This is a genomic window from Bacteroides sp. An322, from assembly GCF_002161765.1.
Taxonomy (GTDB): Bacteria; Bacteroidota; Bacteroidia; order Bacteroidales; family Bacteroidaceae; genus Phocaeicola; species Phocaeicola merdavium.
Genome location: NZ_NFIN01000020.1, coordinates 1 through 15,831 on the forward strand (window position 1 = coordinate 1; position 15,831 = coordinate 15,831).

Here is a 15,831-nt window from a genome sequence, read left to right on the forward strand (position 1 = left end):
ATAGTTTGGTACCTTTAAAGATATAACATTTTTCCAATTGACCGACTGATTTGAGATCTGAAGATGCTTATAACATTATTCTTGAATCAATTCAAAACAGTTTCTTAGTATTATTAATAAGTACGTGATTTGTATTATCGTCATTCATAAATAAGGCTAATCCTTTACACACAATTCTTTCATTTACCATAAGAGGCAGTGTCAAAATAAAAGCTAATTTCTATTTTGACACTGCCTCAATAACGTTATGCTAATATATCTGAAAGACACATAGGTTCGCTCCTACTAATTAATGACATATCGAAAGACATGCGTTTTCACTAAAAAAAAGAATCGTAATATCAATTATATTTTTAACGTCCCTACTTGCATTGTTTAATTATTATTTATACATTCGCAAAATTTATAATGTAATCTAATATGAAAAACCTAAGAACCCTCATGGATAATAAAGCGCAGCAAAAAACGTTGTTTGCTTTATTATTATCTGCAGGATTTGTGGTGAGTCCTGCATTCGTATTTGCTAATCCGGAACCGATTCCGGTAACACAAGAGAATCAACAAAACAAAGTTAAAGTAAGCGGTACTGTTATTGATGCAACAGGATTGCCGGTTATTGGTGCAAGCGTTGTAGAAAAAGGAAGCTCCAATAATGGCACCATAACGGACTTAGATGGTAATTTCACTTTGTCCGTAGCTTCAGGTGCAGTGTTGGAAATTTCTTTTATCGGTTTTCAATCACAAGAAATCCAGACAACGCCTGGAAAGCATGTCAGTGTAACACTGAAAGAAGACAGCGAAATGTTGGAAGAAGTGGTTGTTGTCGGTTTCGGTACACAGAAAAAAGTCAACCTTACCGGTTCGGTAAGTGTGGTTACTTCCGAAGAAATTGCTCAACGTCCGGTTACGAATGTAACTCAAGCTTTGCAAGGTGTTGTTCCTGGATTACAAATTTCACAAACTAACGGTAGTTTGGAGAACACTCCTAGCATTAATGTGCGTGGTACAACAACAATTGGACAAGGAACTAGTGGAGATCCGTTGGTTTTAATTGATGGAATGGAAGGCGATCTGAACACAATCAACCCTCAAGACATTGCCAGTATTTCGGTACTAAAAGATGCTGCGGCATCTTCTATTTATGGTTCGCGTGCTCCGTTCGGTGTAATCCTTATTACTACAAAGTCGGGAACAACCGAAGGAAAAACAAGCGTGAACTATAATAATAGTTTCCGTTGGGGTACTCCGGTGAATATGAACCACATGATGAATTCTGTCAACTTTGCCAGTTGGATGAACGATACGTTCTCGAATGGCGGTAGTGGCGTTTATTTTACTCCGGAACGTATGGATCAAATTGTTGCTTATCATAATGCGGCTCCTTATGGTCCCGGACAACGCATAACAGAAGATGGTACTATTCTGTATAGCATAGCACCTAATACAAGTAACGGACAATGGCTTGACGGATATGCTAACGGTATTGACGATGTAGATTGGTATGATGCCATTTATAAGAAATGGACATTTTCTCAAGAACATAATTTCAGCGTAAATGGAGGAACCAAAAAGCTGAATTATTATGCTTCATTCAATTACTTGAGCCAAGGCGGTTTCATGAATTTGGGAGAAGAAGGATTGAAACGTTTCAACGGAACGGCTAAAATAGGTTCGGAAATCACCGAATGGCTGCGTTTTAATTACACCATGCGTTTTACACGTGAGGATTATAAACGTCCTGCTAATTTGACTGATAATCTTTACAACGATATGGCACGCCAAGGTTGGCCCGTATTGCCCTTGTATGACCGTAACGGATATTATTTCAGTGCTCCGTCGCCAGCTTTAGGATTGGCAGAAGCCGGAACCGACAAGAAACAGACCGATGACATGTATCATCAGATAAGTTTCCAAATAGAGCCGATTAAGAACTGGATTACCCATATTGATTTTAATTATCACATCAATTCTGCAAACCGTCATTGGGATAAAGCAATGCTCTATAACCATGACATCAACGGAAATCCGTATGTGACAGATCAAGGTTCAAATGTTCACGAAGATTATTATAAAGAGAACTACTATAATTTCCAAGTTTACACAGAGTATACTCATTCGTTCAATGAAAAGCACAATCTGCATGTCATGGGTGGTTTCCAGGCAGAAAACTTGAAACAGACCCAATTCGGTTTGCAGAATAACGGTCTTATGTTTGCTAATAAACCGGAAGTGGATTTAACAACTGGATTGGACTATTATGGCAATCCGATTACGCCGGATGTAAACGGTTCGCGTAATGAATGGGCAACTGCCGGTTTCTTTGCCCGTGTCAATTATGACTATCAAGGCAAATACTTGATTGAAGCGAATCTGCGTGCTGATGGTACTTCACGTTTCCGCAAAGGCAACCAATGGAAAGCATTCCCTTCTGTTTCTGTAGGTTGGAACATTGCCCGTGAAAATTTCTTCGAACCCATCAGTAACATTGTTGGAACATTGAAACTCCGTGGTTCTTACGGTTCATTAGGAAACCAAAATACAACGAACTGGTATCAGACTTACCAAACAATGTCAGTAGGAGCGTCCGATGGTTCGTGGCTATTGAATGGTGTAAAGCCTAATACGGCAACCGCTCCAGGTCTTGTGTCTACCGCATTGACATGGGAAACCATTGAATCTTACAACATTGGTCTTGACTGGGGATTATTCAACAACCGTTTGACAGGTTCATTCGATTACTACGTACGTAATACCAAAAACATGGTAGGAAATGCGCCCGAACTTCCAGCTATTTTAGGTACAGCCGTTCCCGTGACCAACAATACAGACTTACGTACCTCAGGATGGGAACTTACCATAGGTTGGAATGATTTGTTAGACAATGGCTTATCATACGGAATCCGTTTCAATGTATCTGACGCACGTACAAAAATTACCCGCTATCCGAATAACCCGACCAATGCAATCGACACTTATATTACAGGACGTTATATCAATGAAATTTGGGGATATACTACGATAGGAATTGCCAAGACAGACCAAGAAATGCAAGACCATTTGGCTACATTACCTAATGGCGGGCAGGACGCTATCGGTTCGTCATGGGCAGCCGGTGATATTATGTATGCTGATGTAAACGGTGACGGAAGAATCTCTGGAGGTTCAGGCACATTAGGTGATACAGGTGACCGTACGGTTATCGGTAACAGCACTCCACGTTATTTGTTCGGTTTAGACTTGAATGCTAGTTGGAAAGGTTTCGACGTACGTCTGTTCTTCCAAGGAGTAGGAAAACGTGACTATTGGCAAGGAAGTACTTATATGTTTGGTGCAGCAAGTAACGGACAGTGGTGGGCTACAGGTTTGGATGCCGTATCCGACTATTTCCGTGACGAAAATACATGGTCAGTACAAAACGGATACCAAGATGTCAATCTTGATAGTTACTTGCCTCGTCCGCTTTATAGCGACAAGAACCAGCAATGTCAAACGGGCTATCTGCAAAGCGCAGCTTATATCCGTTTAAAGAATTTGCAAATAGGGTATACATTCCCTACACGCTGGACAACCCGTATGGGAATCCAAAACCTGCGTATATTCTTCTCGGGTGAAAATTTGTGGACGGGCACCAGCCTTGTTTCTCAATTTGACCCGGAAACTATTGCCGGCGGTAATGGCGGAAACGGAAATGCTTATCCGTTGTCAAAGACGTTGTCGTGTGGCTTAAATGTAACATTCTAACAGGAGGAGTATGATTATGAAACTGATAAAATATTTACCTATAGCTATTTTTGCAACCGCACTCGTTTCTTGTGAAGACTTTTTAGACAAGGAACCCCCTTCTTACGTCGTTCCAGAAGATTATTATCAGACGGAAGACCAATTGCAGGCTGTCTGCAATAAATTCTATCCTGATGTACTTCCTTCGCATGGAGGCTGGAGTTATGGAACATTCGGTACAGACAACAATACCGATAATCAGGCAGGACTTTCAGCTGACGGGAAATACGCTACCGGTCAATGGCTTGTAGGGTTGAATAATGACAATTGGGCATGGACAAATATCCGCAACATTAATTATTCAATTAATACGATTTTGGGACACTACCGGAATGGAGCAATAACAGGTGCCGAACAAAATATACGTCATTATATCGGTGAATTGTATTTCTTCCGCGCATTCTGTTATTTCGATATGCTTCAAAAGTGGGGCGACCTGCCTATCATCAAGGAAGCACTCCCGGATGATAATGCCATTTTGACTGCAGCATGTGTACGTATGCCCCGTAATGAAGTCGCACGTTTCATTCTGAACGATTTAGACAGTGCACGTGTTTGCATGACAAATATGGATTCGCGTAAGAACCGACTTTCGCCCGATGTCGCTACACTGATGAAATCACGTGTTGCATTGTTCGAAGCATCATGGCTGAAATATTTCAAGGGAACTCCTTTCGTACCTAATGGCGAAGGATGGCCCGGAGCAACCAAAGATTATAATGCCAATTATGAATATCCGACCGGAAGCATTGATAATGAAATCAATTACTTCTATCAAGTTGCGGCAGAATGTGCTGAAGAAGTGGCAGATAAATATGTAGGAAGCCTGACCCAAAATAACGGAACAGTACCTCAAGCAGAATCAGATGCCGACAATCCCTATTTCAGCATGTTCGGTAGTACAGACATGTCGGGATTCCCTGATGTATTATTGTGGCGGGCATATAATAAAGGTTTAGGCATAACCAACAATGTGGAAGTTGCTGTGACACGCGGAAATTATGCTATTGGTCCTACCCGAAGTATGATAGAAAGCTTTGTCATGAAAGACGGAAAGCCTATTTATGCTTCACACGATGGTTTCGCTTATTCGGATGAAACAATTGCTGCTGTAAGACAAAACGCCGACCCGCGTTTAACTATTTTCTTGAAAGAACCAGGACAGATTAATTTGTTTAAAAACATGGACGATGGCGCTGGCGACCAAGGTGTGACCATAGAACCTAATCCGTCTATCCTTCGTGGAGATGGTGAATGGGGATATTCTACCGGATATGCCCTTAGAAAAGGTGGTACATTTGACCGTGCTCTGACAGCAGGTAATGGCGGCTATGTAGGTTCTATTACTTTCCGGGCTACAGAAGCACTTCTCAACTATATGGAAGCTGAATACGAACTTACGCATGCTTTATCGGGCAAGATATTGGAATATTGGCGAGCTATCCGTACTGCAGCAGGCTTTAGCGGAGATGCAGTGGATCCACAAGTTACTATTGATGCAACTGATATAGCACAAGAGAAATTGGATTGGGGGTCTTATTCTGCAGGCACACAACTGACAGATAAAGTGCTTTACAATATCCGTCGTGAACGCCGTTGTGAACTGATGGCAGAAGGTTTGCGCTGGATGGACTTAATTCGTTGGCGTGCACTTGACCAAATGATAAACGAACCTTATCACGTAGAAGGAATTCATTTGTGGGGAACCCCAATGGAAAGTTGGGATTTCGGTGGAACTTTCACAGATGATGGCAGTGTTTCGGCAAACGTATCCAGTCGTGACTTGAGTGAATATCTTCGTCCGTATGAGAAAAACATGACAGGTAATAATGTATTCCGTGATGGATATGTATGGCACATGGCGCATTATCTCCAGCCACTGCCTATCCGCCAATTCTTACTGACTGCTTCTGATAGTCACTCTGTAGACTTATCTCCGTTGTATCAGAATCCTTATTGGCCTACTACAGCTGATATGCCAGCAGAACGGTAAAAAGATAGTAATAGCTTTAAGATTTTACGACTAATAATTTTAAAGCAAGAAACATTATTTACTATGGTAAACCCACAAAATAACAACAAATAGTAATAAAAATAGGGACTATTTCAAATGGATTTTGAAATAGTCCCCTATTTTTTCAATACTGACTTATTGATTATTCAGCACGCAAAGTGAAACGTTTGAATTCTGTAACAACCAATTCCGGGTCTGCAGCTTTCAATGCTTCTGCAACGGTCTTCTTCGGATCCATGATGCTTTCTTGGTTCAACAGACAAACTTCTTTTAAGAATTTGCCCAAACGGCCTTTTGCAATATTTTCAATCATTGCCTGAGGCAAGTTGGCAGCCTTTTCAGCAGCAACTGTAGCTTTGATTTCTTTTGCCTTAGCAACGTCTTCAGCTGTAATCCAACCCTTAGCCATGTTGCTTTCCATGTGCTCTTCGCTGTCTACGTGAGCAGGATTGATGCCGGCTTTCTTCAAAGCAGCGTCTACTGCCTTTTGGATTTGTTCAGCTTTAGTCTTTTCAATCGCAACGTTGATTTCTTCTTGTTTTACTGATTCTGGAACACCAGCTTCGTCAATAGCAATCGGATTCATTGCCGCAATCTGCATACAGATTTCGTGTGCAATCTGTGCATCGCAAACCTTATTGAAAGCAACAATGGTGCAAAGCTGATTCTTGTTCATGTGATTGTAAACAGCAGTGCAAGCACCTGAAACGAAGTTATAACCATCCAATTCAGTCTTTTCGCCAGTCACACCGCTACGTTCTACTACAGCATCAGCAACAGTACCATTGCCCATAGGCAACGCTTTCACTTCATCCAATGTCTGACATTTATTAGCGATAGCAGCATCCAAAATAGCTTGAGTCAACGCTACGAAGTCTGCATTCTTAGCCACGAAGTCTGTTTCACACTTCAAAGCAATCATTGCAGCATAATCGCCAGTAGACTTAGCCAATACGCAACCTTCTGAAGTTTCACGGTCAGAACGTTTAGCAGCTACTGCCTGTCCTTTTTTACGGATAATTTCCATTGCTTTATCGAAATCGCCTTCAGATTCTGTTAAAGCGTTTTTACAGTCCATCATACCAGCTCCGGTCATCTTACGAAGCTTGGTGATATCAGCCATACTTATACTTACAGCCATAATAATTTTCTTATTTAAATTAATGAATGAATAATCGTTATAAAGCAAATTGAGAGTTGAGAATAGAGCTATCGAGAATCGCTTATACAGTAACTCTCACTTCTCAATTCTCAACTCTCAACTATCTGTATTAAGCTTCTTCGTCTTCCTTAGACATGAACGCAGCAGCCTTAGACGCATTGATTGCATCTTGTTCAGCCTTGTCCATACGAGCCTTAGCAGCTTTTTTCTTTCCAGCCTTCGGTGCGTTTTCACCGGCAGCTTCCATGTCTACCTTTTCAGCTTTTCTTTCTTCCAAACCTTCTGCCATAGCAGCGCAGCATGCATCCAAGATAACTTCTACAGACTTCGTAGCGTCATCGTTAGCCGGGATTACAAAATCTACATTGGTAGGATCAGAGTTTGTATCTACAATCGCAAATACAGGAATACCCAAACGGTTAGCTTCACGTACAGCGATGTTTTCTTTCATTACGTCAACAACGAACAATGCAGACGGCAGACGAGTCAAGTCAGCGATAGAACCCAAGTTCTTTTCCAATTTAGCACGCTGACGAGAGATTTGAAGAATTTCTCTCTTCGACAAGTTTGCGTATGTTCCGTCATTGGTCAACTTATCAATAGTAGCCATTTTCTTCACAGCCTTACGGATTGTCGGGAAGTTAGTCAACATGCCGCCCGGCCAACGTTCGATTACGTAGGGCATGTTTACAGAAGTAGCTTTTTCTGCTACAATCTGTTTTGCTTGTTTCTTAGTAGCAACGAACAGGACTTTCTTTCCTGATTTTGCGATTTGTTTCAAAGCTTCAGCAGCTTCGTCTACTTTAGCAACGGTCTTGTTCAGGTCGATGATATGGATTCCGTTGCGTTCCATAAAGATATAAGGAGCCATTGCAGGGTTCCACTTTCTTTTCAAGTGTCCGAAGTGGCAACCAGCCTCCAATAATGTATCAAAATTTACTCTTGACATGTTTTAATTCTTTTAATCGTTTACTTTCTTTTTTGTTGTTAATTGAACCAACCGTTTGGTAGTCTCTCTACAAACACATGCAAGGAAAATCCAAACAGTTTAGATACTAAACGCTACTTAGTTGACGAGGTGTCAGTTGACGTGGCAACAAGGTTTGCAAATAACAAAAAATCCTTGTCAACTTGTCCCCTATCCAACTTGTCCCCTCGTTAACGTTTACTGAACTGGAATCTACGACGTGCTTTCGGACGACCCGGTTTCTTACGTTCAACCGCACGTGAATCACGAGTCATGAAGCCTTCTGCACGAAGTGTCTTCTTGTCTTCAGGATTGATTTTCACCAAAGCGCGGGCGATTGCCAAGCGCAAAGCCTGAGACTGTCCTGTAAATCCGCCACCGTTCAGGTTTACTTTGATATCATATTTTTCAGCCACTTCCAACTTGTTCAACGGCTGCTTTACTACATACTGCAGAATAGATGATGGAAAGTACTCTGCAAGGTCTCTCTTGTTAATAGTAATCTTTCCTGTACCTTCAGTAACGAAAATGCGAGCTACTGCACTTTTACGTCTGCCTAATGCATTTACTACTTCCATGCTTTATTATTTAAGTGAATTAATATCAATTACTTTCGGAGATTGAGCTTCATGTTTGTGCTCAGCTCCTTCATATACATACAGGTTGCTTAACAATTTTGCGCCCAAACGGTTTTTAGGAAGCATGCCTTTTACAACACGTCTCATCAGTTTGTCATAACCATTAGGTTTACGAACTAAAGCAGCAGGAGTGATTTCACGCTGACCTCCAGGGTAACCCGTATAGCTCAGGTAAATCTTGTCATTCCACTTGTTTCCTGTAAATTTCACTTTGTCTGCGTTAATGATAATCACATTATCACCGCAATCTACATGAGGGGTGAAGTTGGGTTTGTACTTACCTCTCAACAGTTTCGCAACTTTTGCACCGAGACGGCCAACAACCTGATCGGTAGCATCTACTATGACCCATTCTTTGTTCACAGTAGCCTTGTTTGCAGAAATGGTCTTGTAACTTAAAGTATCCACTCTTAAATCAATTTAAAATGTTAACTACTAAAAAACTATCTTCCACGCTTTCCCCTCTCCGGACAAAAGAGAAAGAAAGGTGTCAGACCTATTTATACTATTTGATAATAATCGGCTTGCAAAGGTACGGCTTTTATCCGAACCCACAAAGATTTTAAATATTTTTTTCTTTGTAAGAGCCTGACCAATGCGAAAATAAGGCACAAATGACATTGATTTAAACAAGAATGCACATACCCCCACTTACTTATCTACCCTCGGCAATACACAAAGGTAAACACATAAGCAAGTGGGGATATGTGCATAAAAGAAGCAGTACTATTACACGCTTCTACACAGAAACAGAGAATCGTCAACGTACAATGTCTGTCGGATAAGTAGACGGCATATCTATTTTCCGCCAAATTTCATGAGACCATACATCGTCTCCCGCTTCAGACGATTTGAACTTTACAAACATCAACTTGCCGTTTTCAGCAAGTTCAAAATGCATCACGTTATCTTTACCGTCTAATTCCGGAAGATGAATGTTTTTCTTAACATGCTCAGTAAAAGTTGAATCAGAATCCAGCGTATACGTACCCGACCCGATAATGATTGCGCCTGTAGGCATCATTACCACATTGGTAAACTCACCGCCTTCACCCAAAATCTTCAAAGAGTTACTCGATTTCAACTCACCCGGAAGAGCCGGCAGAGACGAACTGTAGAAACACATTTGCCATACGCCTTGCAACGATTTCGGAGTAGTTTCATTAAACCAATCTTGAGCATACGTATTCACCACACCCATAAAGGAGCACAATACCGCGATAAATAAAGAACGTGCTTTCATGATGTAAATTTTTAGAGTTAAACAAAATGTTGATGTACAAATATATAGAACTTTTCTGGAAAACGTTACGTTTGAGAGGATAAATTTAAGGAAAAGGTGTGTTAAAGATAGTAAAGAAGCTAAAAGAATTAAGCCCAATAGCCTAGATGATGTTTTTTCATCAACCAAACTATTGAGCTTATTTTTTACTCCTTTATTAAAACTCAGCATTATGCGGAGTGCGCGGGAACGGAATTACATCGCGGATGTTTGCCATACCGGTCACAAACAAAAGCAGACGCTCGAAACCAAGGCCGAAACCGGAGTGCGGGCAACTTCCGTATTTACGGGTATCCAAATACCACCACATATCCTTCATCGGTATATTCAGTTCCTTGATACGGGTCAGCAACTTATCGTAATCGGCTTCACGTTCCGAACCTCCGATAATCTCGCCAATCTTCGGGAACAAAACATCCATGGCACGTACAGTCTTACCGTCTTCGTTTTGCTTCATATAGAATGCCTTGATTTCCTTCGGATAGTCGGTCAGGATTACCGGACGCTTGAAGTGTTCTTCCACCAAGTAACGTTCGTGTTCTGAAGCCAAATCTACACCCCAATATACGGGGAACTCAAACTTATGCCCGTTTGCTACGGCTTCTTCCAATATCTTAATACCATCGGTATAAGGCAGACGGACAAAGCTTTCTTTCAGTACACCCTGCAGACGCTCGATGAGTTCCTTATCGAAATGGTCGTTCAAGAACTTCACATCATCGTAACAATTATCAAGTGCCCATTGCACGCAATACTTGATGAACTCTTCTGCCAAGTCCATATTGTCGTTGATATCATTGAAAGCTACTTCCGGCTCAATCATCCAGAACTCTGCCAAGTGGCGCGGCGTATTCGAATTCTCGGCACGGAACGTAGGACCGAACGTATAAATAGCTCCCAAAGCCGTTGCAGCCAATTCACCTTCCAACTGACCTGATACCGTCAGGCTGGCTTGCTTACCAAAGAAATCATTATCATAAATGATAGAACCGTTTTCATCTTTCTTCAAGTCATACAGATTCATTGTGGTAACTTGGAACATCTGACCGGCACCTTCACAATCGGAAGCCGTAATCAGCGGTGTATGGAAATAGAAGAAACCGCGTTCGTGAAAGAACTTATGGATAGCAATCGCCATATTGTGACGGATACGGAATACAGCTCCGAAAGTGTTGGTACGCGGACGCAGATGTGCGATTTCGCGAAGGAATTCCATTGAGTGACCCTTCTTTTGAAGCGGATAAGTATTATCACAAGCGCCCAAAACCTCAATCTCACGAGCCTGTATTTCAGCAGCCTGACCTGCTCCAACAGACTCCACCAATATACCGTTGACACTCAAGCAAGCTCCGGTAGTGATTTGCTTCAACAGTTCTTCATCAAAATTAGCAAGATCAACAACAATCTGTACATTATTTATTGTAGAACCGTCATTCAAAGCAATAAAACTAACTTGTTTGCTACCCCGGCGGGTACGTACCCACCCTTTTGCATTAACCAGCGTACCGAACTCACGGCACTTCAGCAGGTCAACAATCTTTGTTCTACGAATCTTTTCCATTTTTCTATTCTTAATTATTATTCAAAAGCTCCCATACGGAGTATATTCACTTCACGTTCGGTCAGGTAACGCCAATCGCCCCGGCGCAATCCTTTTTTAGTCAATCCGGCAAAGTAAACGCGGTCCAATTTAACAACCCGATAGCCTAACGACTCAAAGATACGACGGACAATACGGTTCTTTCCCGAATGGATTTCGATACCAACCTGCGACTTATCTGTATCCGACGCATAACTGATAGCATCAGCATGAATTTCACCATCATCCAAAGTAATGCCCGAAGCAATTTGATCCAAATCCGCTTTCGTCACATTCTTATCAAGGAATACATGATAAATCTTCTTCTTCAAATATTTAGGATGAGTCAGCTTCGAAGCCAAATCGCCGTCATTAGTCAATAACAGAACACCGGTCGTATTGCGATCCAGACGTCCTACGGGATAGATACGTTCCGTACAAGCATCTTTTACCAAATCCAAAACGGTCTTGCGTTCTTGCGGGTCATCCGAAGTAGTCACACAATCTTTCGGCTTATTCAATAATACATATACTTTCCGTTCGATTTTAACCACCTGGTCATGAAACTTCACTTCATCACTCCGTTTCACCTTAGTTCCCAATTCCGTTACGACTTCACCATTTACCGAAACCACTCCGGCAGTGATAAACTCATCGGCTTCACGGCGTGAACACAATCCTGCATTTGCCAAGAACTTATTCAAGCGAATCGGTTCGTTCGGGTCTGTAAACTGTTCTTTATATTCGATTTGCTTTTTCTTGCTATACTTAGCATTCGGATTATAATCAGCGGTACGCGGACGTCCTCCTTGCGGACGGCCATAATTTCCCGATTGACCCGGATTATACGGACGTGACGGGCGATAACCACCTTCACCTGATTGCCCGTTATTATAGCGCGGACGATACGGACGTTGTTCACCATTCTCATCCTTATTATAACGGGGATTATATGAAGAACGTTGCGGACGATAACCACCTTCACCTTGTTGCCCATTGTTATAACGGGGACGGTAAGGACGTTGTTCGCCTCCGTCTTCTCTATTATTGAAACGGGGATTATACGAAGAACGTTGCGGACGATAGCCTCCCTCTTCACCCTGATTATTATAACGCGGGCGGTAAGGACGCTGCGGACGTTCCTCCGAATTGGAATTAAAACGAGGACGACGTTCATATCCGCCATTACCTCTTTCTCCCCGATTATACTTATTATATCCTTCTCTGTTGTTATACGATTTGTAACCGTCACGGCCAGACTGGTAGTTTTCACCTTCTTGTCTGATTTCTTTCTCTGTCATAGTCCTTTTTGCTTTTTATAAATTAATATTATACCCTTCGCGGGCGTTATTCTTAATCAACTAATATTACATTCCCGTATAGTTATGCGGAGTAATCTTACGCAATTCTTGTTTTACTTCTTCGCTTACGTTTAATGTTTCGATAAAATTCTTGATTGATGCCTCATTAATCGCTTGATTGGTACGGGTCAAGTCCTTCAATGCCTCATACGGATGCGGATAGCCTTCCCGGCGCAAAATGGTCTGAATAGCCTCAGCTACAACGCTCCAGCAATTATCCAAATCCTCGTAAATCTTGTGTTCGTTCAATAACAATTTGCCTAAGCCTTTCAATGAGCTTTGGATAGCGATAACCGTATGACCGAAAGGCACTCCAATGTTACGCAACACCGTAGAGTCGGTCAAATCGCGTTGCAAACGGGATATCGGCAATTTAGCGGACAAATGAGCCAATACAGCATTCGCCATGCCCAAGTTTCCTTCCGCATTCTCGAAATCAATCGGGTTCACCTTATGTGGCATCGCGCTCGAACCTACTTCCCCAGCCTTAATCTTCTGTTTGAAATACTCCATGGAGATATATTGCCAGAAGTCGCGGTTCATATCAATCATAATGGTGTTGATGCGCTTCATCGTATCGAAGATGGCGCCTAAATTATCATAGTTAGAAATCTGCGTGGTGTACTCTTCCCGTTCCAAGCCCAACTTCTCTGCCACGAACTTATTGCCGAAAGCTTTCCAGTCGAATTCCGGATAAGCCACATGGTGCGCATTATAGTTTCCGGTAGCACCGCCAAACTTCGCCGTAACCGGACAAGCCTTCAATACAGCCAACTGACGTTTCAATCGGTAAGCAAATACTTCGATTTCCTTGCCTAAACGAGTAGGAGAAGCCGGTTGCCCGTGCGTCTTGGCAAGCATCGGGATGTCTTTCCATTCTTCGGCATACGTTTCCAGTTGGTCAATGAGTTTCTGGATTTGCGGATAATACACTTCATCCAGCGCATCTTTGATAGACAAAGGAACCGACGTATTGTTTATATCTTGAGAAGTCAAGCCGAAATGGATAAACTCTTTATACGTTTCCAGCCCGCCCAAGCGGTCGAACTGCTCTTTAATGAAATATTCCACGGCTTTCACATCGTGATTGGTCACGCTCTCTATTTCCTTAATCCGTCCGGCATCCGCTTCCGAAAAGTTACGGTAAATGTCCCGCAACGATTCAAAACGCGCATGGTCTATGCCTTTCAGTTGCGGCAAAGGCAATTCGCACAAGGTAATAAAATATTCTATTTCCACCCGCACCCGATATTTCATGAGTGCATACTCAGAGAAATAAGCAGCCAAAGCACCGGCCTTATTTCTATATCGCCCGTCTATAGGAGATATAGCGGTGAGTAAATCAAGCTCCATCATGATTCTACTAGTAGTTTTTGATTCTTAAATATATAATGATCATTAACGGCAGCAAAGGTACGATTTTTTCCTGAGTTAAACAGACTAATACAGAAAAGTTTAGTATTAATTTCACAATATCTGCCTCAAATGAGAACAACGTATGAAAGAATCACGTAACTTTGCACCTGCAAAAACAAAATATTTAATTTCAAGCACTATGGAATTACCCAAAGACCCGATGATGCTTTTCAGCTTCATCAACACGAAATTACGTGATTTTTATCCTTCACTCGACGCGCTTTGCAAAGATATGAACGTGAAAGAAGAAGACATTGTAAATGCCCTGAAAGCTGTAGGATTTGAATACAACCGCGAACTGAACAAGTTCTGGTAATAAACTTAAAGAAAGTGAGTTTTTGAATATCAATCTCGTAGAAGCATATCAATACACCTCTACGAGATAATATTTCATTATCAATATCAATTCAAATTAGCTTCCTGAATTTGCTCCTCCTGCTTTTCGATAGCAGCTTGTGCGGCTTGCGCCTCTTGTTTCTTTAGTTCATTAACATGCCGGCTAATACTAAGTACCATGCCTATGTAAGCACAATTAATAAGGGTGGAAGTTCCGCCTTTACTGATGAGCGGGAGCGGTTGCCCCGTAACAGGCATGATGCCTACCGCTACCAGCATGTTGAACATGGCTTGAGTCACTAAAAGAAAACCAATACCCATGACCAAGAAGGCATAGTAAGGCTTATCACAATTCCGGGCTATCTTACCAATGCGCATTAATAACCAAATATAGAGAAAAGCGACAATAGTGCCTCCTACCAGTCCTAATTCTTCAATGATAATGGCATAAATAAAATCAGAAAAAGCTTGCGACAAGAAATCGCGTTGTACGCTATTCCCCGGTCCTTTACCCAAAATATTGCTGGTGGCAATAGCAATATTAGCATGGGCTATCTGGGCATCCCCGTCGATATCGAACTTCTCTGGAGGAACAATAGAAGTATCGAAATGATTATTCAGACGGCTTTGCCAAGTGACCATACGATGAATTCCAATCTTGTCCCATGTGTCAGCAGGCACATACTTAATTGTAGCCAACCCGATGATGAGTGCGCCTACACCTACAGCCAGCAATTTGCCTAATTGCCGGAACGGAATACGTCCTATATACATCATCAAGAATACACTAAGTGCTAACAAGACTGCAGTTGAGAGATTTTCTGTAAAGATAAACAAGCAACTGACACCTGTAATAATCAAAATATAACGAAATGCTTTAGGATTGGCTTCTTTTTCTTCCTGCATACGTGACAAAATATAGGCAACAGAGATAATAGTTGCCATTTTCGCCACTTCAGAAGGTTGAAACTGAAAAAAGCCCAAGTCAATCCAACGGCGTGCTCCATTGGTGAAGGCACCAATTACAAATACACTAATAAGCAGTATCCATGATATAGGAAGCAACAAAATGAATGTCTTAAACCAACGGCAAGGGATGTTATGGACAATAAGTACAACAATAGCACCTACTGCCATAAGCACGATATGCATCGTAATGGGTCGCCAATGGTCTCCGCTTTTATAGGTCAGCGTACTGGATGCGCTGAACACTTCAATAACGGACACAAGACAAAGCAAAAGGAAAATAATCCAAATGACTTTGTCGCCTTTAAAGAGGTTTTTAAGTAAATCCAT

Annotated in this window: 12 protein-coding genes; 3 read left to right on the forward strand and 9 right to left on the reverse strand. The window is 41.8% G+C overall.

The features are described 5' to 3' along the window. Nucleotides 1-420: 420 nt before the first annotated feature. The gene (locus B5F91_RS10735) at nt 421-3,741 is read left to right on the forward strand and encodes a TonB-dependent receptor (protein ID WP_087429097.1); all 3,321 of its coding nucleotides are present in this window, start codon (nt 421-423) and stop codon (nt 3,739-3,741) included. A 10-nt stretch (nt 3,742-3,751) separates the two neighbouring features. Beyond that, complete coding sequence (locus B5F91_RS10740) at nt 3,752-5,773, forward strand: RagB/SusD family nutrient uptake outer membrane protein (RefSeq protein WP_204244683.1); 2,022 nt, start codon at nt 3,752-3,754, stop codon at nt 5,771-5,773. 163 nt (nt 5,774-5,936) lie between these two features. Here the strand turns inward: B5F91_RS10740 and tsf are convergent, their stop codons facing one another. The 8 genes from tsf to purB all read right to left on the reverse strand — a co-directional run bounded on the left by tsf (nt 5,937) and on the right by purB (nt 14,136). Then, nucleotides 5,937-6,935: a translation elongation factor Ts gene (tsf, locus tag B5F91_RS10745; RefSeq protein WP_087429098.1), complete on the reverse strand. Its 999-nt coding sequence runs from the start codon at nt 6,933-6,935 to the stop codon at nt 5,937-5,939. Between the two features lie 130 nt (nt 6,936-7,065). Further along, nucleotides 7,066-7,905 carry a 30S ribosomal protein S2 gene (gene rpsB, locus B5F91_RS10750; protein WP_087429099.1) on the reverse strand — a complete coding sequence of 280 codons (840 nt, stop codon included), beginning with the start codon at nt 7,903-7,905 and terminating at the stop codon, nt 7,066-7,068. Between the two features lie 209 nt (nt 7,906-8,114). After that, nucleotides 8,115-8,501 carry a 30S ribosomal protein S9 gene (gene rpsI / locus B5F91_RS10755; protein ID WP_087429100.1) on the reverse strand — a complete coding sequence of 129 codons (387 nt, stop codon included), beginning with the start codon at nt 8,499-8,501 and terminating at the stop codon, nt 8,115-8,117. Between the two features lie 6 nt (nt 8,502-8,507). Beyond that, nucleotides 8,508-8,969, reverse strand: coding sequence for a 50S ribosomal protein L13 (gene rplM / locus B5F91_RS10760; RefSeq protein ID WP_087429101.1), 462 nt, complete (start codon nt 8,967-8,969; stop codon nt 8,508-8,510). A 352-nt stretch (nt 8,970-9,321) separates the two neighbouring features. Then, nucleotides 9,322-9,804 (reverse strand): DUF4488 domain-containing protein, encoded by a 483-nt coding sequence (locus tag B5F91_RS10765; RefSeq protein ID WP_087429102.1) that lies wholly within the window; start codon nt 9,802-9,804, stop codon nt 9,322-9,324. A gap of 196 nt (nt 9,805-10,000) precedes the next feature. After that, the gene (gene asnS / locus B5F91_RS10770) at nt 10,001-11,404 is read right to left on the reverse strand and encodes an asparagine--tRNA ligase (RefSeq protein WP_087429103.1); all 1,404 of its coding nucleotides are present in this window, start codon (nt 11,402-11,404) and stop codon (nt 10,001-10,003) included. Nucleotides 11,405-11,421: 17 nt separating this feature from the next. Continuing rightward, nucleotides 11,422-12,723: a pseudouridine synthase gene (locus B5F91_RS10775; protein ID WP_087429104.1), complete on the reverse strand. Its 1,302-nt coding sequence runs from the start codon at nt 12,721-12,723 to the stop codon at nt 11,422-11,424. 66 nt (nt 12,724-12,789) lie between these two features. Then, nucleotides 12,790-14,136, reverse strand: coding sequence for an adenylosuccinate lyase (purB, locus tag B5F91_RS10780; RefSeq protein WP_087429142.1), 1,347 nt, complete (start codon nt 14,134-14,136; stop codon nt 12,790-12,792). Between the two features lie 202 nt (nt 14,137-14,338). On the opposite strand from purB, the gene B5F91_RS10785 reads away from it, so the two are divergent. Then, nucleotides 14,339-14,515: a DUF4250 domain-containing protein gene (locus B5F91_RS10785; RefSeq protein WP_087429105.1), complete on the forward strand. Its 177-nt coding sequence runs from the start codon at nt 14,339-14,341 to the stop codon at nt 14,513-14,515. Between the two features lie 86 nt (nt 14,516-14,601). On the opposite strand, the gene B5F91_RS10790 is transcribed toward B5F91_RS10785, so the two are convergent. Continuing rightward, complete coding sequence (locus B5F91_RS10790) at nt 14,602-15,831, reverse strand: FtsW/RodA/SpoVE family cell cycle protein (RefSeq protein ID WP_087429106.1); 1,230 nt, start codon at nt 15,829-15,831, stop codon at nt 14,602-14,604.